The sequence below is a fragment of the Streptomyces sp. SID3212 genome (genome assembly GCF_009865405.1).
Lineage (GTDB): Bacteria > Actinomycetota > Actinomycetes > Streptomycetales > Streptomycetaceae > Streptomyces.
In genome coordinates, this window is record NZ_WWJY01001073.1 from 1 (window position 1) to 20435 (window position 20435).

14 protein-coding genes are annotated in these 20435 nt (G+C 70.0%); 3 read left to right on the forward strand and 11 right to left on the reverse strand.

Going from position 1 to position 20435, the window contains the following annotated elements; genetic code table 11:
* The first annotated feature begins 185 nt into the window (after window positions 1-185).
* Window positions 186-869 carry an SDR family NAD(P)-dependent oxidoreductase gene (locus tag GT042_RS31675; protein ID WP_161312132.1) on the forward strand — a complete coding sequence of 228 codons (684 nt, stop codon included), beginning with the start codon at window positions 186-188 and terminating at the stop codon, window positions 867-869.
* Between the two features lie 106 nt (window positions 870-975).
* On the opposite strand, the gene GT042_RS31680 is transcribed toward GT042_RS31675, so the two are convergent.
* Together GT042_RS31680 and GT042_RS31685 are read right to left on the reverse strand one after the other, a co-directional pair.
* Complete coding sequence (locus GT042_RS31680) at window positions 976-2724, reverse strand: discoidin domain-containing protein (protein WP_345943996.1); 1749 nt, start codon at window positions 2722-2724, stop codon at window positions 976-978.
* A gap of 239 nt (window positions 2725-2963) precedes the next feature.
* Window positions 2964-5531 (reverse strand): BTAD domain-containing putative transcriptional regulator, encoded by a 2568-nt coding sequence (locus tag GT042_RS31685; protein WP_345943997.1) that lies wholly within the window; start codon window positions 5529-5531, stop codon window positions 2964-2966.
* A 505-nt stretch (window positions 5532-6036) separates the two neighbouring features.
* Between GT042_RS31685 and GT042_RS31690 the strand changes: the two genes are divergently transcribed.
* A complete protein-coding gene (locus GT042_RS31690; protein ID WP_161312135.1) occupies window positions 6037-6918 on the forward strand; it encodes a hypothetical protein in 882 nt (293 codons plus the stop codon).
* A 19-nt stretch (window positions 6919-6937) separates the two neighbouring features.
* Window positions 6938-7789 carry a prephenate dehydratase gene (locus tag GT042_RS31695; protein ID WP_161312136.1) on the forward strand — a complete coding sequence of 284 codons (852 nt, stop codon included), beginning with the start codon at window positions 6938-6940 and terminating at the stop codon, window positions 7787-7789.
* A 93-nt stretch (window positions 7790-7882) separates the two neighbouring features.
* Here GT042_RS31695 and GT042_RS31700 read toward each other — a convergent pair whose 3' ends face one another.
* From GT042_RS31700 to cas3, 9 genes are all read right to left on the reverse strand, one after another.
* Window positions 7883-9394, reverse strand: coding sequence for a GMC oxidoreductase (locus tag GT042_RS31700; RefSeq protein WP_161312137.1), 1512 nt, complete (start codon window positions 9392-9394; stop codon window positions 7883-7885).
* Between the two features lie 824 nt (window positions 9395-10218).
* Window positions 10219-10563 carry a type I-E CRISPR-associated endoribonuclease Cas2e gene (gene cas2e / locus GT042_RS31705; RefSeq protein WP_161312138.1) on the reverse strand — a complete coding sequence of 115 codons (345 nt, stop codon included), beginning with the start codon at window positions 10561-10563 and terminating at the stop codon, window positions 10219-10221.
* A 36-nt stretch (window positions 10564-10599) separates the two neighbouring features.
* Window positions 10600-11532, reverse strand: coding sequence for a type I-E CRISPR-associated endonuclease Cas1e (cas1e, locus tag GT042_RS31710; protein WP_161312143.1), 933 nt, complete (start codon window positions 11530-11532; stop codon window positions 10600-10602).
* A 75-nt stretch (window positions 11533-11607) separates the two neighbouring features.
* Entirely contained in the window at window positions 11608-12411 is an 804-nt protein-coding gene (locus GT042_RS31715; RefSeq protein ID WP_161312139.1) for a type I-E CRISPR-associated protein Cas6/Cse3/CasE, read from the reverse strand.
* Window positions 12408-13253, reverse strand: a complete 846-nt coding sequence (gene cas5e, locus GT042_RS31720) for a type I-E CRISPR-associated protein Cas5/CasD (protein ID WP_161312140.1) — start codon at window positions 13251-13253, stop codon at window positions 12408-12410. The genes GT042_RS31715 and cas5e overlap by 4 nt, the downstream gene beginning before the upstream one ends.
* The gene (gene cas7e, locus GT042_RS31725) at window positions 13250-14461 is read right to left on the reverse strand and encodes a type I-E CRISPR-associated protein Cas7/Cse4/CasC (RefSeq protein WP_345943998.1); all 1212 of its coding nucleotides are present in this window, start codon (window positions 14459-14461) and stop codon (window positions 13250-13252) included. The genes cas5e and cas7e overlap by 4 nt, the downstream gene beginning before the upstream one ends.
* An 82-nt stretch (window positions 14462-14543) precedes the next feature.
* Window positions 14544-15206 carry a type I-E CRISPR-associated protein Cse2/CasB gene (gene casB / locus GT042_RS31730; protein ID WP_161312142.1) on the reverse strand — a complete coding sequence of 221 codons (663 nt, stop codon included), beginning with the start codon at window positions 15204-15206 and terminating at the stop codon, window positions 14544-14546.
* 198 nt (window positions 15207-15404) lie between these two features.
* On the reverse strand, window positions 15405-17021 hold the full coding sequence (gene casA, locus GT042_RS31735) for a type I-E CRISPR-associated protein Cse1/CasA (RefSeq protein ID WP_345943999.1): 1617 nt from the start codon (window positions 17019-17021) through the stop codon (window positions 15405-15407).
* A gap of 334 nt (window positions 17022-17355) precedes the next feature.
* Window positions 17356-20334, reverse strand: coding sequence for a CRISPR-associated helicase Cas3' (gene cas3, locus GT042_RS31740; RefSeq protein WP_345944000.1), 2979 nt, complete (start codon window positions 20332-20334; stop codon window positions 17356-17358).
* Window positions 20335-20435: the final 101 nt, after the last annotated feature.

Genomic DNA, 20435 nt, shown 5'->3' on the forward strand with positions numbered 1-20435 from the left:
CGGCGCGGGCCCGGCGGCGGCAGGCCGACCGACTCCGGGCGGGTCCGCTCCCGCCAGCGGCGCAGCTCTCTGCCGAACTCCATAGCCCTCGAATATACGCCCGGGGCAGCCCGGGGGTGGGGAGGCGGCCTTGGTGGTACTGGCAGTACCTGCTGTTCCCGGCCCTGGCCGGTGAGCATGAGGACATGACGACAACACTGATCACCGGAAGCAACAAAGGGCTGGGGTACGAGACCGCGCGCCAGCTGATCGGCGCTGGTCACGACGTGTGGATCGGGGCGCGGGACCCGGAACGGGGAGCTGCCGCCGCACACACACTGGGGGCCCGGTTCGTCCAGCTGGACGTCACCGACGAGGCATCGGTCTCCGCCGCGGTCGCGACCGTCGGGGAGTTGGACGTTCTGGTCAACAACGCGGGGATCCTCGGTGGTACGGAGGCGGTGGGTGACGTCACGGCAGAGGCCGTTCGGCACGTGTACGAAACCAATGTGTTCGGCGTCGTCCGGGTCACGCACGCCTTCCTGCCGCTTCTGGAGAAGTCGGCGGCGCCGGTCGTCGTCAACCTCGGCAGCGCGCTCGGCTCGCTGGCGCTCAACAGCGACCCCGACACGCTCGCGTCCTCGTTCGCCGTGCTCGCCTACCAGTCGTCCAAGACCGCGCTCAACATGATCACGGTGCAGTACGCGAAGGCGTACCCGGGAATGCGGATCAACTGCGTCGACCCCGGTTACACCGTGACCGACTTCAACGGAGGGGGCGGCGACAGGACCGTCGGGGAAGGGGCCGAGATCGTCGTCCGGATGGCCTCGGCCGGCGGGGACGGGCCGACGGGCGGCTTCTTCAACAGCGCGGGGCCGCAACCTTGGTGATGCCGGGCGCCGGTATGCGCGAGGGGGCGGGACGCCTGTACCGGCCGGGCCCGTGCGGGGCCCGGCCGGTGTCTGGAAACGCTGTCCGGGGGCTGCTCGGCGGACCCTAGGGGGTGACCGGGATGTTGGTCAGGCCGGACGGGGCGTTGGTGGCCGTGTTGCTCGCGTGGACGACGTTCGGGTTGCCCGCGCACTGGGACGTGGAAGTGATCTTGATCGCGTACGCTCCGGCGCCGCCGAGGTCGGACCGGTTGCCCCGCCACACATTGCCGCAGCCGTTCTGGAAGGACGGGCTGGTCGAGGGGTTGTGGGTCTCGTAGCCGTTGGCGAAGGTGCCGGGCGGGGCGAAGGTGCCGGTGTTGTTCTCGATGAGGTAGTTGATGCCCTTCACGTCCACCCAGGAGTCCGCAGAGTTCTGCCCGCTGATGCCCGTGCCGTTGAAGGTGTTGCCTCGGACGACGCCGCCGGTCGTGCCCTCCTTCACATCGATCGGCTCGGCCGCGATGCCGGGACCAATCCGGTTGTTGACCACCTGGACGCGGTCGGCCCGGTCCACCCCGCCGGTGTTGCCGTGGCAGCCCCAGTTCGAGCCGGCGGATCCGATGTACACGCCCTCGCCGTACCCCTTCTGAACCAGCCCGGTGTCGGTGATCCGGGAGTTCTGGATCACGCCGTCGGACGACGAACGCCGGAAGTGCACGGCCTCCTCGTCGACGTGGTGCACGTACACGCCGTCGAGGGTCACGTGGTGGGAGTTGTCGAGGACGATGCCCTTCTTGGAGTCCTTGACGGTGAAGCCGTTGAGCTTCCAGTACGGGGCGCCGTACAGCCAGAGGCCGTAGCCGGAGTCCCAGCCCGCCGTCGGGGCGGGGCAGTCGGGGGCTTCTCCGGACGGGCCGTCGTTGACCAGGACGGCGTTCTCCGGGCCGGTCAGGGTGATCGGCGCGGACACCGTACCGGGACGCTGGGTGGCGAAGGCTCCGCGGTACTCACCGGCCGCGAGCCGGATCGTCTGTCCGGGCTGGACCGCGGCGAGGGCACCCACCAGCTGGGCCGAGGTCGCGACGTCGATCGTCGTCCCGCCGCCGCCCGGCCGGGTGGTGGCGGTCAGGGTGGCGCTCGCGGGGGAGGTGTTGCCGGCCGCGTCGACGGCGCGGACGGTGTAGCTGTAGGCGGTTGCCGGGGTGAGCCCGGAATCGGTGTGGGTGGTACCGGCGGTGGTCGCCGCCAGTTGGCCGCCGCGGTGGATCTGGTAGCCGGTGACTCCGACGTTGTCGGTGGAGGGGTTCCAGGCGAGGGACACACTGGTCGACGTGGTGCCGGCCGAGCGGAGATCGCCCGGGGCCGAGGGAGCGGTGGTGTCACTCCCGCTGCCACCGCCGGTGCCGTAGACCTCGAACTCCAGGAGGGAGTAGCCGAACGCGGTTCCTCGAGCGGTGCCGTACACCCGGACGTAGCGGCCGGTGCCGTTGACCGTCAGGTCGTCGGTCGCTCCGTCGCCGGTGGTCGTCGTGTGGACATCCGTCCAGCTGGAGCCGTTGGCGGAGGTCTGGATCCGGTACGACGTGGCGTACGCGGCCTCCCAGTTGAGCTTGACCTGGGAGATGGTGTACGTACCGCCGAGGTCGACGCTGATCCACTGCGGATCCACTCCCTCCGCGCTCGCCCAGCGGGTGGTCGCGCTTCCGTCGACGGCCCGTGCCGCCTCGAAGCCGCTTCCCTCGGTCGACGACGCTGTGGCGGGTTTGCCCCGGGACACCAGGACATCGGCGGCCTGCGCCACCCGGGCCGAGGACGTCGCGGCCCCGGCACCTCCTAACAGCGACAGGACGGCGGCCACGGCGACAACGAACACACTTCGCCTTCTGCTTCTCGCTCCCATGCGAATCCGATCCCCTTCCATGATGGCTTCTCTTCCACGAGGGTCGATCGACGTGCTGTGGCGTACTGACGGGAAACCCGGCTGACGGGAAACCCGGAAACAACCGGAGAGAATTGTTAGGAAGTTTTCCTAACAGTTGAAGGGAGAGTAAAGGGCGTCCCCGCGTCCCGCAAGAGTCCTGTCGGAAACGGTGGCTCCGGCCGTGGGCCCCGCTACAGCGCGGCGAGCTTCTGGCGCACCAGCGCGGCCTTGGGATGCTTCAGTTCTTCCATGATCGCCAGGGCTTCGAGCCAGCACCGCCGCGCGCCGTCCGGCTTGTCCGTCTCCAGCTGGACGGTGCCCATCCGCAGCAGGACCTCTCCCTGGTTGGCGCGGTTGCCCAACTCGATGTCGATCGAAAGGGCGCGCCGGTAGAACCCGTCGGCCTCCTGATGGCGGCCCAGTGCGCTGTGGGCGTCGCCGAGTGAGGACCAGCAGACGGCCTGGCCGTTGCGGTCGTTGAGCACCTGGAAGAGATCGAGGGCTTCCTGGACCAGTTCGATGGCCTGAGCATGCTGTCCCAGAGCGGTTCGGCAGGCTCCGATGCCTTCCAGGGCGTTCGCCTCACCCGCGCGGTGGTGTTCCTTCCGGTACAGCTCCAGCGCGTGGCGGTGTTGTTCTTCCGCCTGCCGGTGGTGGCCCTGGTCGGCCAGGACGGTCGCGACATTGCTGTGGACGTAGGCGCGCTCGCGGCCGCACCCCAGCTCGGTGAACAGGTCCCGCGCTTCCCGCAGGTGTACGAGGGCCTGATCACTGTCGCCCAGGTAGTGACGGGCCCCGGCGAGGCTGCGGTGCATATGGGCCTGCCCCGTCCGGTCCCCGCTTCGCTCGGCGGCCTCCAGGGCGAGGCGCATGGTGGTCGCCCAGTCGAAATACCGGCCACTGCGCTGGTGGTGCAGGCCCAGACTGAGGGCGAGCCGCCAGGCGCTCCCGGCCGCGCCCGCATCGGCGGCGTGTTCGACCGTGGCGGCGAGTACCAGCCGCTCGGCGTCGAACCAGGCGCGGGCCGCGTCCAGGTCACGGAGGTTCTCCGGCAGGACGCCCGCCCGTGGCGCCGGCGGCGGGGGCGGGGGGTTGTGCGGGCGCAGCCGCAGGTGGGCGCTGTAGGCGCTGTGCTGGTAGTGGTCGAACAGGCGCCCGAGGGCCGCGGCGCGTTCGGCCTCGGAGTCCTCGTCCTCGCTGAGTTCGAGTGCGTACGCCCTGAGCAGGTCGTGCAGGGTGAAGCGTCCCGGATGCGGTTCGGAGATCATCTGCGCACGGGACAACTCGCCGGTCAGCGCGCGGCCCTGCCGCGGGGAGGAGGCGGTGAGACTGGCGGCGGCGGCCGTGGAGATGTCGGGTGCGTGGTGGAGGGAGAACATCCGGAACATCTCCCGGGCGGGTGCGCTGAGTTGGTGGTAGGACCAGGAGAAGACCGCGCGGACGTCGACGGACCCGTCGCCCGTGAAGGCGTCCAGGCTCCCGTGGGTGCCGCGCAGTTCGGCGGCGATGCCTGCCAACGGGAAGTGAGGGTGCGCCTGGGCGCGGGCTGCCACGACCGCGAGGGCCAGGGGCAGTCGGGCGCAGAGTGCGGTGATCTCGGCGACCGCCCGCGGTTCCGCCCCGCTGCGGGCGAGTCCGATCCTGCGGGTGAGGCTCTCCCGGGCGTCGTCGGGATCGAAGAGGTCGAGGGTCAGCGGATGTGCTCCCGCTCCGGCCACCAGGGCGGGAAGACGGTTACGACTGGTCACCACGACCCGGCACCCCGGCGCCGCCGGCAGCAGCGTGCGTACCTGCTCCGCGTCCTGGGCGTTGTCCAGGATCAGGAGGAGACGCTTGTCCGACATCACGCTGCGGTAGAGGCCGGTCCGTGGATCGCCCGCGGGCGGCATGGATTCGGGCCGTACGCCGAGCGCGTGGAGGAAGTTCTGCTGGATCTGGGCGGGACGCACCGGCCGGGTGCCGCTGAAGCCCTTGAGATCGATGTACAGCTGGCCGTCGGGGAAGTGGTGGGCGACCCGGTGGGCCCAGTGCACGGCGAGTGTCGACTTGCCCGTCCCGGGAGATCCGTCAATGGTGACGACGGTGACCGCGTCGGCGGGAGCGCCGGGGCCGGGAACCAGGGCGTCCAGGTACGCCAACTCCCGGGTACGGGCCACGAACAGTGTCAGATCCTGGGGCAGCTGCGCGGGACGTGGCGGTGAACCGGCTTCTCCTGCGGGCTCTTCGCCGGATACGGCTTCCCGGACCCGGGAGCTCACGCTGTGCCGGTCCGGCTCCACCTCCGGCAGGGACAGTCCCGGTTCGGCCTGGAGGATCTGGAGGTGCAGCGTCCGGAGCCCCGGGCCGGGATCCACGCCCAGCTCCTCCCGGAGCAGGAGCCGCACCTGGTCGTAGGTCGCGAGCGCCTCGGCCTGGCGTCCCGACCGGTAGAGGGCGAGCATCAGGAGTTCGTGCAGGCGCTCGCGCAGGGGGTGGGCCCTGACCAGGCCGACGAGTTCGGCTGCTGCGGACGCGTGGCGGCCGGATTCCACGTCCGCGAACGCGCACTCCTCGACCGCGAGCAGGCGCAGCTCTTCCAACGTACCGCGCAACGCCGGAGCGAAGGAGTTGCCGAGGTCACCCAGGGGGCCGGCGGACCAGAGGCCGGATTCCTCGCGCAGCCGGGCGGCGGCGGCGATCCGGTCGGCGGGATCCCGAGCCTCATGGGTGAGCGAGATCAGCCGCCGAACGCGTTCCACGTCCACACTCTGGAGAGGCACCGAGAGACCGTAGCTGCCGCTCCGGGTCCGGATAGGGCAGTCGCTCGACGGCAGGACCTTGCGCAGTCCGGTGATATAGGTGCGTACGAGAGCCGGGGCGGAGGCCGGCGGGCGACCTCCCCACAAGGCGTCGACAAGCTGGTCCACCGAGACCTGGGAACGGTTGTTCAACAGCAACACGGCGAGCACCGCCCGCTGTTGACGAGGTCCAAGAGCGAGCTCGGCGGTGTCGCGCCACGCGCGGACCGGACCCAGGAGAGAGAACCTCACGCCTTGCCCCGCCACCACGCCGTTCCTCTGCTCGTCGAGTGAACGCAATATCATAGCAAGCTAGGCTAATAGGGAGAAACCGTCAAGGCATCCGCCCGTCCGACGGAGGGCGGGCAGTGCGGGCGGGCGCGGCCCTGGGGCCGGACCAGCATGCCGCATATGCGTTTTGTCTGCGCCGACGCCGAAGAGTGGCACTTGCGCGAAAGATCATTGTTTCGACAATCGGGATGTACTGATGACGAATCCGCCCTGGCCGAGCGCTTCGAACGCGGCGGGAGTGCCGGACGACCGCCCGGCCGGACCGGATGCGGGCCTGCCTCGGGTGTTCGACGTGTACGAGCGTCTGGGCCACGCCGATCCGACCGGGGCGTGGGACTCGTTCTGCCGGGCGCACAACTGGGCCGCCCCCTTCCCCCGGGCTTCTCCCGCCGACGGCGCGGGCGACCACGTCCCGTCGGCACGGCCCACCGAGGGGGGCCGGCTGCTTTCCGGGGTATGGCGACTGCCCCCGGCGTACCGGCGGGCACGGTGGCTGGCCCTGCGGACTCCGCCTGCGGGAGACGGCCGCCCGGCGGAGTGCCGTCCGCTGTACGTCGTGGGGGTCGGGGCGCTGGAGCGCTCGGGCGCGGTCGACGACGACGCTCTGCTGATACGGCTGCGCGACCTGTTCATACCGGCGGGGCTGACCGCCTGTGCGGCGGGCCGGGAGCTGCGGGCGAAAGAGGCGGAGTTCCTGTGGGTCGCGGTCACCGCGATGGCGATGGGGGCCGCGAGGCACCTGCTGGAGACCACCGCACGGCTGACCCCCGGGCCCGTACCGCCCGGCGCGCCCACCGTAAACCTGGGTGCCGCGCTGGACCGGAGGCGGGAGACCGTACGACGGGACCTGACGCTCGCGGCGGCTTCGGACGCCGGGGCTGCGGCCCCGCGCATCGCCGAGGGAGTGGAAGAATCACACCATCTGGTGCGCGACGTGTACGCGGCGGCGTACCAGTACGCGCTGCCGCGCGCCCGGAGCGTTCACCCCCTTGAATCGATCATGACAGGGAGTGTGCCGGTCCTCCAGCACGCCCGGTTCACCACCAGCCTTCTCCCCGCGACCGGCACAACCTCCTGAACAGGACACGGCACCACCTATGACAGTCATCGCTTACCAGGGCGAACCGGGCTCCAACTCGGCGACCGCAGTGGCCCACTTGTACCCGGGGAGCCAAGGGCTGCCCTGCACCGGCTTCGACCAGGCGCTCGACGCCGTGCTCCTGGGGTCCGCCGACCTCGCGGTCATCCCGGTGGACAACTCGGCGGCCGGACGGGTGGCGGACGTGCACCACCTGCTGCCGGACTCCGGTCTGTCCATCATCGGGGAGTACTTCCTCGACATCCGCTTCGACCTCATGGGCGTACCGGACGGATCGCTGGAGCAGGTCGAGACCGTACGCAGCCACGTCCACGCGCTGAGTCAGTGCCGGAAGGTCCTGCGGGAGGGCGGCTGGCGGACCCTCGTCAGCGACGACACCGCGGGGGCGGCGCGCGAGGTGGCGGAGTCGCGCGATCCCCGGCAGGCCGCCCTCGCCCCTCCGGCCGCGGCGGAGCTGCACGGGCTGCGCGTTCTGAGGTCCGGTGTCGAGGACGACCCGGACAACACCACGCGTTTCGTCGTCCTCTCGCGCGATCCGGGACCTGCGCCGGAGGCCGGCGTTCCGACGGTGACCAGTCTGTTCTTCCTGGTCCGCAACATCCCCAGCGCCCTCTACAAGGCACTGGGCGGATTCGCCAGCAACGCCGTCAACCTCACCAAGATCGAGAGCTACCAGCTCGGGGCCGGGACGCGGCCCAGCCGCTTCTACATCGAGATCGAGGGCAGCCCCGACGAGACCCACGTGGCCCACGCCCTGGACGAACTGCGCTTCTTCTCCTCCGAGGTACGCGTTCTGGGCGTCTACCCCGCACATCCGCGCCGCTTCCGCGATCACGCGCACCGTCCCTGAGGGTCACCCCGCCCCTGAGAGTCACCGTTGCGCCGGCCTCACCGCGCCGGGCGCCTCCGAGGCCGCCCTTGATCAACTGGGGCTGCCCTTGGTTCAACCGCGCGGACCGGCTGATTCGACGGAGCGGTCCCGGCGACGACCGTCCGGCGAACAGCGCTCGGGGGCGATCAGGTGCGCGGCGCGCTCAGCGATGCCCAGGACGGCCGCGTTGGTGTTCGCCGAGACGCTCAACGGCATCACAGAGGCGTCGGCGATCCGCAGCCCGTCGACACCGTGGACGCGCAGGGCCGTGTCGACCACCGATTCGCCGTCCGTGCCGATGCGGCAGGTGCCCACCGGGTGGAACCAGGTGCCGGCGGTGTGACGTACGTACGCACGGCACTCGTCGTCGGTGACCACCTCGCCGCCGGGGAGGATCTCGTCACCACGCCAGACCGACAGGGCGTCGGCCCGCGCGATGTGCCGCGCCGTGCGCAAGGCGGTGACCATACGGTCCAGGTCCCCGCCCTCGGCCACGTACGCCGGGGCGACGAGCGGAGGAGAGCAGGGGTCCGCGCTGCGCAGCCGCACACTCCCCCGGCCTGCGGGGGTGGCGAGCGCGAGATGGATCGAGAAGCCCTCCCGGCCGCCCTCCCCTCGCGGCCCCGGCGCCGCGGACGTGAGGGTCATCAGCACATCCGGGTCCCCGCACCGGCCGGTACGTGTGAGGATCATGGCCTGCCGCGACGGGCCGGGCACCGGGGTTCTCCTCACCCCGTAGGAGATCCGGGCCGGCGGATGGCCGTGCAGATTGGCGCCCACTCCAGGGAGATCGGCGCGAACCGGGATCCCGATCCGCCGCAGATGGGCGGCAGGGCCGATGCCTGAGAGCATGAGCAGTCGCGGGGATCCGACGGTTCCCGCACTCAGCACGACATCCCGCTCGGCGCGGACGGTACGCGGCCTGCCGTCCCGGACGTACTCGGCACCCAGGCACCGCCCGTTGTCGATGAGGAGCCGCCGCACCCGCGCATCCGTGACGACCTTGAGATTGCGCCGTGAGAGCGCCGGCAGGAGATAGCCTTCGGCGGCACTCTGCCCGCGGCCTCCGACGCCATTCCTCTCGGCCCAGAACACCCCTTCGGCCCGGGGGGCGTTGCCGTCCTCACAAAGAGGGAAGCCCGAGTCGGCCGCCGCGTCATGGAGGCTCTGCGCGAGAGGACCGGCGGCGGGCGGCTCCTCGATGGTCATGGGGCCTGTTTGCCCCCGGAAACGCGGATCTCTGCCCTCGGCCCGCTCGCTGCGCATCAGGAACGGCAGCATTTCCCGGTAGTTCCAGCCCACGGCACCCAGGTGCTCCCAAGCGTCGTAGCCCGACGCGTGGCCGCGCAGGTGAACCATGCCGGCCGGCTGAGGCATCGTCCGGTAGTCCCAGTCCGCGGATGATCCCCACGGACCGATCGCCGACAAGGGATCGGCGTCCGGCACGGCCGCGGGCCCGTCCCCGGCTCCGGCCTCCAGGAGGGCCACACGGACGTCAGGGTCTTCCGACAGCCGGGCGGCCAGCACGGCGCCGGCGGTCCCCCCACCGATGATGACGTGGTCGTAGACCTGCTCCATTGCCATCCCCATTCATCCGGAAAGGTCGCACGTCCCGTCGGGCGACTTCCGCGACGACGAACGACGAATGACGAACGGGGATGACGCTAAGGAGCCGATGTCTATTTCTCATGGACAACGTGTCTACGAGGCTCAGCCGGAGCACCGAACCGCCCTCCTGAACCCCCCGGTCCAGCGCATCCTCGGCTCCATGGAGCGGAATCCTCAGCCCCGGTACGTCTCCAGCAACCGCCTCTATAGGCACACGCTAGTTCGACGAGGTCCGGAAAATGGACATCCGCCAGTCGGCAAGGTGGCCACGTCGACCCGCCAAAACGGCTCGCTGGTAGAGCCGGGCGCGCAGGTGATGCTGCAGCGAGGCGACCTGGTAGTGGTAGTGACTACATCGTTGCCGGCCCCGAGGCCCTGGCCTTCATTGTGGAACACCCCGAGACGATCACTCACGCCGACGGCCACCGGCGTACCGAAGTGAACACCGCGTCCCTCACGCTGGCCGCCCTACGCGCCAAGGGCGTACGCGAAAAGGGCGACGCAGGCCCCTTACCAGAGGCTGCGTGCCCTGCTGCAGGCGGTCCGAGACGCCCCTACGTTCGGGCGAAGCGCAGGACGTCCGGTTCCACCTGCCTGACCAGAGATGCCAGGGGCAGTGGCTGCGGCTGGACGAGATCCCCCTGCCACCGGGCACGCCAGCCGCCTGGCCGCGCTGAGCCGGGACCTATCGATCAACAGCACGAAGCCCCGGGACCAGCACCCGCCCAGGGCTTCGTTGAGTACGTGTACGCCCAGGTTCAACAAGCCGGGCCCGGCCCGGTCACCGGCTCCGGATACCCCTACCGCCGGCGCCCGGGGCTGATGGTGCCGGACGGACGCGAAGGTGGAGTCTCCTCGTCCTGCGGCCGGAAGGCGATGAGGGCAAGGCCGTCGAAGTCGACGGGAGTGCGGCGCCGGTCGCCTGCGGTACGGAGGGCGAACCCCTGCTCGTTGGCTTCGGGATGGACGAGCACAGCGGCGCCGGGACCCACGGACGCGGCGACAATGGCCCAGAGTTCGTCTCGGACGCGAGCGGAGAGAGTGCCGACGTAGAGCCCAGGGGTGGGTTCGATCATCCATCGGGTGAGGGCGCCACGTACATGATCGGGGACGGCGGTCGTGGACAGGATGGTCATGGCCGGCATGGCAGGACCTGTACGTCGGTGGTGTGGCAGGCGGGGTCATGGCGCATCGGGGGCCTCCTGCGGTGCGTAGTTGACTCCTGCGGGGACGGAACCGGCCGTGGGGTCCCAGAGGTTGACCATGTCGACGGCGTGGCCGTCCGCGAGGGGTTCGGCCTCGTCGGGGGCGAGGAGAGCCTGGACGTCGGCGACGATGCGTGGCAGGAGTTTGAACAGGCGGAGCTGTTCGCGGAAGCTGCGCCGGGCCGCAGCTTCGGGGTTCGGCTGGTCGTGAAGCGAGAAGGCGAGGGGGACGGTGAGTTCGGCCTTGTAGAGATCTGCGATGTCGTACACAAAGGCGAGTTGGGTGCCTTGGTGGACGAAGCCGAGGGCCGGCGAGCAGCCGAGGGCGACGAGTGCGGAGTGGACGATCCCGTACAGGCAGGTGCTGGCCGAGGACAGGGCGAGGTTGACGGGGTCCTGTGTGTCCCAGGAGTCGGGGTCGTAGGAGCGTCGGAAGCGGCCGATACGGTGTTGCTGGGCGAGGAGTTTGTAGAGCGCCTTCATGCGCTGGCCCTCCATGCCGCGTAATTGTTCCAGTGTGGTTGTACCGGGGACGGTGATCTGGAATCGGGATGTGTACATCCGCCGGGCAACGGCGAGTCTGCGGTCTGCATCGCTCCACTGATGGACCTGGTGCTCCAGCCAGCGGGTGGTGAGAGCGGTGGGCACCGTGCCGGAGTAGCAGCGCACACCGCCCGATCCGGTGCAGACGACAGTCGTGCCATGGCGCGCGAACGTGGCCAGCGCGGGTTGGGTGATGGACGTTCCGGGGCCCAGTAGCACGCAGCTCAGGGAGGCGGTGGGCAGGTAGACGCGGGTGACGTCGCCGGCTTCGCTGGTGGTTTCGGCGCAGACGCCGGTGTCGTCCTGGACGATACGGACGATGTCCGCGTACAGGAAGGACAGCGAGTCACCGACGCGCGGCAGCATGGCTAGGGTGGGTGAGGCGACGCGGCGACGGGCGGAGGTCGGCGTGTGGGAGGAACGGGCGGCGGCCACGGCGCGTCACGCTCCTGGACCGGCGGGGGCGAGGCTGAGCAGGCCGCAACCGTAGGACTTGCTCCGTCCGATGCCGTCGAGGAGCGCGGAGCGCAGCGCGTCCCGGTCGGTGATCAGCGCGATACCTTCGAAGAGGGTGACCGCCCTGTCGATACGACGGCCCGTGCGGCCCTTGGCCCCCGCGTTCTCGCCTGAGGCGGTGGGCGGGGATGGCGAGGGAGCAGAAGGTGGCGTCGGAGGCCGGACGGGGGCGTGCCAGGTCGTGGCCGCGTCGGCGGACCGGGACACCAGGGTGCGGACGGCGAGGCCCGCGGTGGTCGCGCGGTCGATCCACCACTGGTCGGCTTCGGGCCCGTGGAGGGGGATGGCCTGTTTCCAGCGGCCCGCGGTGCTGTGGGGGCCGCAGCGGCGTACCGCGTTGGCAGCGATCCGGTAGCGGACGAGGAGGCCTGGGCGCAGGGCTGTGAGCAGTGTGTCCATGGGGCGGACTTCCGCGCGCGCATAGTCCTTGGGAAGCCGGTCGGTCGAGGGGCGGGTGCGGGTCTGGACCAGGAGGACCGGGTCGCCCGCGCCGTCGGTCTCCAGCCGGAAGAGAACGCCGGCCTGGGCACGGGGAGCATCGCCGAGGTGGTCGGGTACAAGGTTCATGACCGTGCGATGCAGGTCGGTGAGGTTACGCAGGTCGCGCTGGACGGCGCGGCTGCGGGGGTTCAGCAGCAGCCGCGTCAGCCACGCTTCCCCGGTCGCTGGCTCAAGGGCGCGCTGTGGGGCAGGTGTTGCCGTTGTTGCTGCGGTGTCGGTGGTGGTCACGACGTGACTCCTCGTGGCGGGAAGTGGTTGGCGATGGCGTCCAGGTACGTAGTGCCGTAGCCCTTGCACAGATCCACCGGCAGGGGCCGGGTCGTGCTGTGGGCGGAGCGCGCCCGGTGGACACGGTCACGGGCGGTGAGGCGGACTGGTTCGTCGTTCAGAACGGTCACGACGACAGGCGTGGAGGGGCTGTCCGGGGCGACGGAATCGGCCGGGCGAGGATCAGCCGGAAGGGGCTGGTCGCTGACGAAGCGGACATTCACCGTGCCGGACGGTGGCGTCGTCAGCGGGGGGCGACGGGCCAGCGGGACCCGGCTCAGTTCGGCGACCGGGTCATCTAGGCCTGTGGCGAGGAGCAGCAGCGCGCCGGCCGGGCAGGAGCGGCGTCCGAGGTGGAGTGGCCAGCGTGGCGCGGCCACGGCGTCGGCGCAGCGCCGGGCGAGACCGCCGTCGGTGAAGTCGGCCGCGACGGTGAATACGGCGTCGGAGAGGTAGTAGCGGGTGGAGACGATAGTCGCCGCGTCCGGGCTACGGCGGCCACCTTTCGCGGTGGGTACGGTCAGGTGTTGCGGGTAGCCGCCTCCGACGGTGTGGAAGTCGCCGATGACCGTACCAGGGCGGTCGACCCGCACCGTGAAGCTGACCTGGGTCAACCGCGCGAACAACGCCTTGTGGTCAGCTCCGTCGGCGACGGCCTCGGCGCGGGGGATGCCCAGGGCCGAGGCCAGCAGGCCGATCAGTCCGGAGCGGGTGGGGTGGGTAGCGGTGTCCCGGTGGGTGAAGGCGCTGTGTTCGCCCCACGACTGGAGGGGTGCGGCAAGATGGAGGAGGAACCCGGTCATGCGTTGGCCGCCGCGGCGGCGGGGTACGCGATGTCAACCGCGCCCGCGATCAGAGCAGGGTAGGAGGAGGCTGCGGCGCCGAGCCCGGTGAGAGGCTTGTCGTCCAGGCCGGCATGAGCGGCATACGGAAGTTCGGTGGTGCCCAGCAGCCGGTTGATACGGGTCGCGTACTCGCTCAGCGCTTGTCGGGACGGCAGTCCCCAGCCGTGTTCCCTGGCGCGTACGGGCTCCTCGAAGGCGGCGGCCAGGGACAGCGGCCGGTCGGGCCTTACCGCGATGTACACCAGGTCCGGGTGGGTGTGCGGTGCCGTGGAGGTCTTCTTCGCGCCAGGCACGGTCCCCAGGAACGCGGTGGCGAAGGCCGTGGCGAGGTCGCGCAGGGTGGCGGCGTCCCGGAGGTACGCGGCGTCGGTCGGGGGGGCGGTTCCGTCCTGCGGGCCGGTGAGGGCGGCCACGTTCGACGCGAGGTCGCGCAGGTCGAGGGTGGCGTAGCGGTAGAAGACGCCGGTGCTGAATTCGCCGGTGTTCATGTGCGCGCTGCCCGCGTCCTCGGCCCATTGGTTGACGTCGTCCACGGCGGTGAAGAAGTCGGCCTGTACGGAGGTGGCGTGCGTGGTGAAGGCGTGCGCCACCTGCACCGCACCGTCGACTCCCGCCCCGGGGATCTCGGCGAGCATGCGGCCGAACAGCGCGATGGAGCCGTTGCGCGAACGAAGAATCTGGTGGAGAGCGTCCTTGGGGAGCAGCGGTTTCGCCGCGGCGGCCTTGCCGAGGGCCTTGGCCAGGACGTCCCGGTGTTCCTCGGCGATGTCCGCGAGGGCGGACGCGGCGCTGTCGGGCAGGAACAACAGCGACGCGGTGGTGCGGTCGCCCTTCTCCAGGGCGAGTTTGGTCTCGGTCGAACGGATCACCTGCGCGCCGGCCATCGCGGCCAGATCCTCCGGCCAGCCGCGCTGCGCCAGCTCCCGGAAGACCTGCTCGGGCAGCCGCCGCGTACGCAGCGCCTTTTCTCCGATGCTCTCCTCGACGGCAAGCCGCACGGGCCGTTTCCAGGCCTGGCTGGAGACGCGAGTACGGGTGACACCGCCGAACGTCAGAACCTTGGGCGAACCGAGATCGTCCCGGTTGACGTTGTTGTAGGGCAGGGCCTGGAGTACGTGCAGGTCGAGGAAGCGGGGCGCCGGGGTGACGGCGGGTGCGGTGGGCACGGCGATGATCCTTCTGACGGGAGTGGACATGGACGTACGGGCGGAGGGCGTACGCGGGGAGGGAGCGCGCTGCCGCGCGGTACTACGTGGGCGAAACCGTGGGATTTCGCTCGGCGGCCGTCTCCAGACGGCGCAAGGACCGGTAGAACGACTGGAGCCATCGCGTGGCGACGGGATCTCTCCCGTAGCGCCACCTGCTGAGGTCGTACAGCAGGCAGGCGTAGTCGGGGATGACGCTGGACGAACCGAGCCAGCGGAACACGCCCGGCAGCATCCGGTGGGCGCCGTCGAGGTCCTGGCGTACGAGCAAGTGCAGGCGTGATTCGGCAGCGCCCGACTTGAGCTCGTCTGGACTGCGCCGCCGGACCGCGAGAGCGATGCTCTCACCGAGGCTGGTGCCAGGCAGAAGGAGTGTCGTCCCGGGCTTGTCGCGCTCCTCCCCCACCTGGTCTCCTCGCACGCCGGGTTCCGCGGCATCCGCGTGGGCGGCATCCTCGAACAGGCGTTGGGCTCGCGGCCGGTCGGCGATGAGCGCGGCGACCGCGTAATACGCGCGCTCTTTGTCCGCGTAGCCCCGGCCCGTGGGGTCCTCCCGGATCAGCCCGGGTCGCAGCAGGGCCGCGTGCACGCGGGCCGGGACCTCGGTGACCGGCTTGCCCAGCCCCGCTCTCAGCGCGGACTGGGCTCCCGGCGACTCTCGGCACAGCTTGCGAACTCGGTCGACGAATTCGCCGTATCTGGCCAATTCTGTTTCGCGTGAGGTCGGTTGCTTTTCCGTGGACGATGCTTGAAACACCTTTGTGTCTTTGGGGTCGGTCGGGGGGTGGTCTCGTGCGGGTTTCGCTTCGCTCATCGATTCCGCCGTCAGTTGTGGTGGGAGTGCTGCTGTTTGTCGGACCTGGTCCGCCCGCTTCGGGGTGTGAACCCGCAGATGGTGTTCCGCTCAGGCGCGGTCGGGGGCGCGCAGCAGGCTCCTCACCAGTCCGCGTGCCGTCTCGCGGGCCTTGGCCCCCCGAGGAGTGGCGGCGATCGGAAGAGTCACCGCGTCGTACTCGCGTAGGGCGATCCGCCCGAACACCTGGGCACTTCTCGCGAAATCCCGGGCGTGGAGCGACTCCCAGAAGCGCTGTTCTGCGGCAGGCCAGTAGGCAGCCAGCGCGAGCGCGGGCCACGGTCCGCCGCGTTTGCGCCGTTCCTTGGCAGTACCGCCCGGACGGTTGTTCTCGAACGGACTGGTATAGGAGCGCCACGCTGTCTGCAACGCGTACTCCAGACGGTTGGCCGCCTTCTCCGCCGCCTCACGGCCCCTGCTGAGGCCCAGGCGGAGTTCTTTGTCCGCATCATCGCCCGACATCCTGAGCAGGGCGAACAGCGGCGGCGTGGAGCCGCTGAAGTACGTACGGTCACGGGTTTGACCGTCCTGGTCGAAGCCGAGGGATTGCACACGCAGCGAGCCCTCGATGTCCTCGGGCAGTTGGCTGTTCAAGTCGCTGAGTACGGAGGGCCGGTGGCCCGAATCGTCGCGAGCCTCGTTCACCAGCGCGTCAAGGTCCCGCCATAACGCCCGGTCCGCGTCGGCCTCCCGGGGGCGCTTGAGCAGATCCTTTCCCTCGTCCCAGAGGAGGTACGGGTCCTCGTGCGGGGGCCGGTTGACGCGCAGTGCCCACGTGATGTGCGCATCCACCACGCTGCGGCCGCCAGGGCCGGGAGTCAGGAGGACCGCGTGCCGGTGCTGCTCGGTGAGCGCGCCCAGCGGACCCGTCGGTGCCGTCGGCACGGCAAGCGGGTCACCCAACTCGTCACGTTCCCAAGGACAGTTGTCGGTCGCGGAATCATGCCCCCCGGACCATGTGTTCGGATACGGAAGCCCGAGCAGCAACGTCTCGAACAGCGAGCGCCCCACGGGATGGTAGGAGAGCACCTTCCGCAACGGCCCCGCGTAGGCGTTGCCGAACCGCTGCCCCGCCACGGTCCGCGGAGTGCATTGGCCCGACGGGCCGTAGTAGAGCTGCGCCAGCAGGTGCAGCACCGCGTCGGCGGACGCCAGGGAAACCTGCTCCGCATCGGTGAAGTGCCCGAAGAACACCTGATTGTTGCCCGCCGGCCGGGCCATCACCAGCTTGTTGACCCCCGAGCCACTCGGACACTCCTCGCGCAGCCGCGGATCCTGCATCCATGGCCGCTCGGCATCGAAGAGGCGGAAACGGCCTGCATAGCGGGCGAAGTACGCCTTCACCGCTCCCGGATCGAACTGTCGACGCTCGTCGAGCAGTTCGTACCGGCGGGCGTTCCACTCCCCCGCGTTGTCCGCCCTGTGGAGACCGGTGATCCGTGCCGCGATGGCGTAGAGCACCCGCAACAATCCGGAAGCCGCGGGCGGCAGCGCGACGGCGAGTCCGAGGATGCGGTGCGCGTCCAGGAACAGTCGCAGAAACCCGAGGCCGCGAGAGTAGGCCGGCTCGCCGTCGGTGGGGAGCGTCAAGACCGGAACGAACGGCTCGATTTGAAGGTCGTAGAGGTGGGGTGAGTTGAGCTGCGCGGTGGGAAGCGGGGTAGACACGGGCGGGTCACTCCGGTCGTCGTCACGTCGAACAGGGAGGTGCGTCGATCAGGCCGGCGCGTAGGGTGGGATGGGTCTCCGCGCGAGCGGAGGTGGGCCGATGCACAAGGGTGCGCCAATTGGCCGCCGAGGCCACTCCCCGCGCAGGTGGGGCGCTAGGGGTCCGCCCGACTGGCTGTCGGGCGGACCCCTAGCGGGCGGCTTGGCCTCGGCCTCGGCCTCCAATACGTACGTTAGACCTGAACGGACCCCACGCGCAGGAGAGTTGGCGAATCTCATCAAAGATGTCTAAGGGCGCGCCCTAAGATGCTAAAGGCGAGCGCGGCACTCCCCATCAGCTGGGCCGCTCGGTCACCAACCCCAGCTCATGGTGGAGCGTCAGCCGCCGCTTCCCCAGCGCTGGCCCCTTCGCCCCCTCCGGACCTGTGGCATGCGGCAACAGCACGACGCCGGCGAGGTTGGGCTCGTCCCGCCATTCGGTCGGCGGTTCGTTGGCTGCCGTACAGGCCCGACGCCAGTCGCCGTGTGCCAATGGCACGACGTATCCCAGGAGTTCGCGTACCAGTGCCCTGGAGAAGCGTCCGCCTTGGACGTCACCGTGTTCCGGCAGCGGGACTTTGTGGTGCTCGTCCAGCCACCGCCGTTGTTCCGCGTCCTCGAACACCGGCAGGGTCAGGACGGTGTCCGCTCCCAGCCGCGTCGCGATGAGGTCTTCGTCGGCGTGGCTGCTGGTGAGGTCGTCCAACGCGCGTACGTCGTCAGGCATGGGGATGGTCACCAACCTTGCCAGTCCCTCGCGCGCCATGGTGTCGGTCAGCCGCTCGATGTCCTCCCGGAACAGGATCTCGGGGACCTTCGACGCGAATTCCGCGTCGTAGACGCCGTCGACAAGTTCCTGGACATCGCCGGGCACCTCCACGGGCCTACCGGCCCTGTCCTCCAACCGTTCGAGGGTGCGGCGCAGCAGCGACGGGGCGTACACGTCCCCCCAGGACTCCGGAGTGACGAACTCACTTTTCCCATTTAGCGGGACGAGCACGGCCAGCCGGGGGCCCCGGCTCCAGGAGGGCCGGTACGGAGCGGTAGTCCGGTGCCGCCAGACCCGGCCGGCTCGCTGCAACAGCAGCGCCATCGGCGCAAGGTCGGAGACGATCAGGTCGAAGTCCAGGTCCAGGGACTGCTCGATGACCTGAGTGGCGACCAGGATCGTGCCACGCGGCGGTGCGGGACGCCGTACGCCCTCCTTGCCGACACGTCCGAACCACGCCTCGGCCTCGCCGGTGATCTCGGTCCTGCGCCGACCGGGGAACCGGGCGTGCAGAAGCCGCAGCCGGGGACCCTCCTGCGACAGGGTGTCTCCCGCGTCCACAACCCGGTCGTCCCAGCCCTGGTAGTTCGGCCCGTACCGCCGACCGAAATGGTCGCGCAAGGCACTGAACGTCTGCTGGGCCTCGCCGACCGTGGTACAGATCACGGCAACGCAACCGCCGGCCTCCACAACGGGGTTCAGTTCTCGCAGCAGCGTGGCCAGTCTGCCGTTCTCGACTGCCGGGTCGAAGGAGTGGGCCACGGGCAACAGGTCGATGGCGAGGCGGGAGGGTCGGTTCGTACCGATCGGCCCGCTCGGCAGCGTGACCGTGGCGGTGACGGCGTCCGCGTACAACCACCCGGGGTATGCGGGCGCGGGCAGCTCGTACGAACCGGGCTTCCGTCCGGCGCCCGTGAGATACGCCTCCACCATCCCCGTGGCGGTACGGCCGGTCAGCGTCGCGGACAGCAGAATTACCGGAACCTTCATCGCCCCGAGCCAGACCAGCAACCGCAGCAGCAGGGCGTGGGTGAAGGCGTCGTACGCATGCGCCTCGTCGACCACTACCGTCTTGCCGGCCAGGCCCAACTGGCGTAACGCGTTGTGCCGTAGCGGGAGCACCGCTATGAGCGCCTGATCGACCGTGCCGACCGACAGGGGAGCCAGCAAGCCCCGCCCGCGTGTGCGGAGCCACGAGCCGGCCGACAAAGATGCGTCGCGTGGTGACGTGTCGCGTTCATCGGTCAGCGTGCGCGGCTCGGACAGGTCGTCCGGCGCGTACTGCTCGTTCAGATCGGCGGCGCCGTGGAGCAGCGTCAACGCCGTGTCCCCCAGGAGGTTGGCCCGGCCGAACGCGGCCATTCGCCCGTAGAGTTGATCGGCTGTCGCTCTTGTCGGAAGCAGAAACGCGATCCCGGGGCATCCCGCTGCCCGGCCCATCGAGGCTGCTGCGGCAAGCGCGACCTCGGTCTTGCCCTCCCCGGGCGGAGCCGTCACCAGCAACACACCGGGCCCACCCTCGAACACCCCTGCCTCCGCCAACTCCACGTCCACACTGATCTGCAAGGGATGCGGCTGCTCGATCTCCGGAAAACGCCGGCGAAACCCCCCTACTGTGAACCGCGCCCGGCCCAGGCCCGCGTTCCTCAGCAGGGCGGGGGCCTCCGCCGCCGCGCGAGTGGCGTGGTCCCGTAGTGCGTCCAGCGACCCCAGGCCGCCCCCGGCGGTGGCGTCGGACTGCTGCCGGACCACGAAGCTGTCCTGGCTGGCCAGCCAGTCCGCCACGACCACGAGGCCAGCCACCACGACCGCCACCTCCACCGGCAGCCGCGCTCCGGCCGGCACAGCAGCCGGATGCCCCAACACCTCTCGTAAAGCCGCCACGTGCTCTCGCCGCTGCGCCTCCCAGCCCCCGACCCCCAGCTCCGGATGATCCCCCACCGGATCGAACGCGTACCGCCCTCGCGGCAGTTCGGGATAGCGACCGTGATGCCCACCCAACATCTGCGCCACCCGCACAACCAACCGGCCCGCCAGCGGGCCGCTCACCTCGGGATACCCGACCCTCACAAGCAACTCGGGCAACACCCGCGCACTCGCCACCTGATGCCCCAGCAACGTGACGCCATCGTCCCCCGCCACCCGACCCGCGAATGCCTCGTCACCCATCAACGCAGCGGCCGACGCGTGCCTGAGTACTTCCCTCTGAAACTGGAACCCCGGCTGAATCTTCCCGACATCGTGCAACCCGGCCCAGAACGAGACCACCGACCGCGCTTCGCCGGGCGCCACCCCTAACACTCCGGCGACCGCCCGCTGTTGCGCCCCAGCCAGGAACCCGTCCCACAACTCCCCGGCCACCACGCCTGTATCCACCAGATGCCCAATCAGCGGATAAGGCACCCCGAGCCCTCGCTCCTTACCCCACACCCGAACATCGACCACGTCTCCCCCTCCACGCCAACCGTTTGCAGATCCACGAATTGCACCATCCGCCTCTGACACACTGTCCGTATGAGCCAACGACGCCCGAGTCAAGGGATTGCAAAGCCCCTCGAAACTCGCAGCTCATGAAGTGTTCTCCCCGCGCAGGCGGGGGTGGTCCG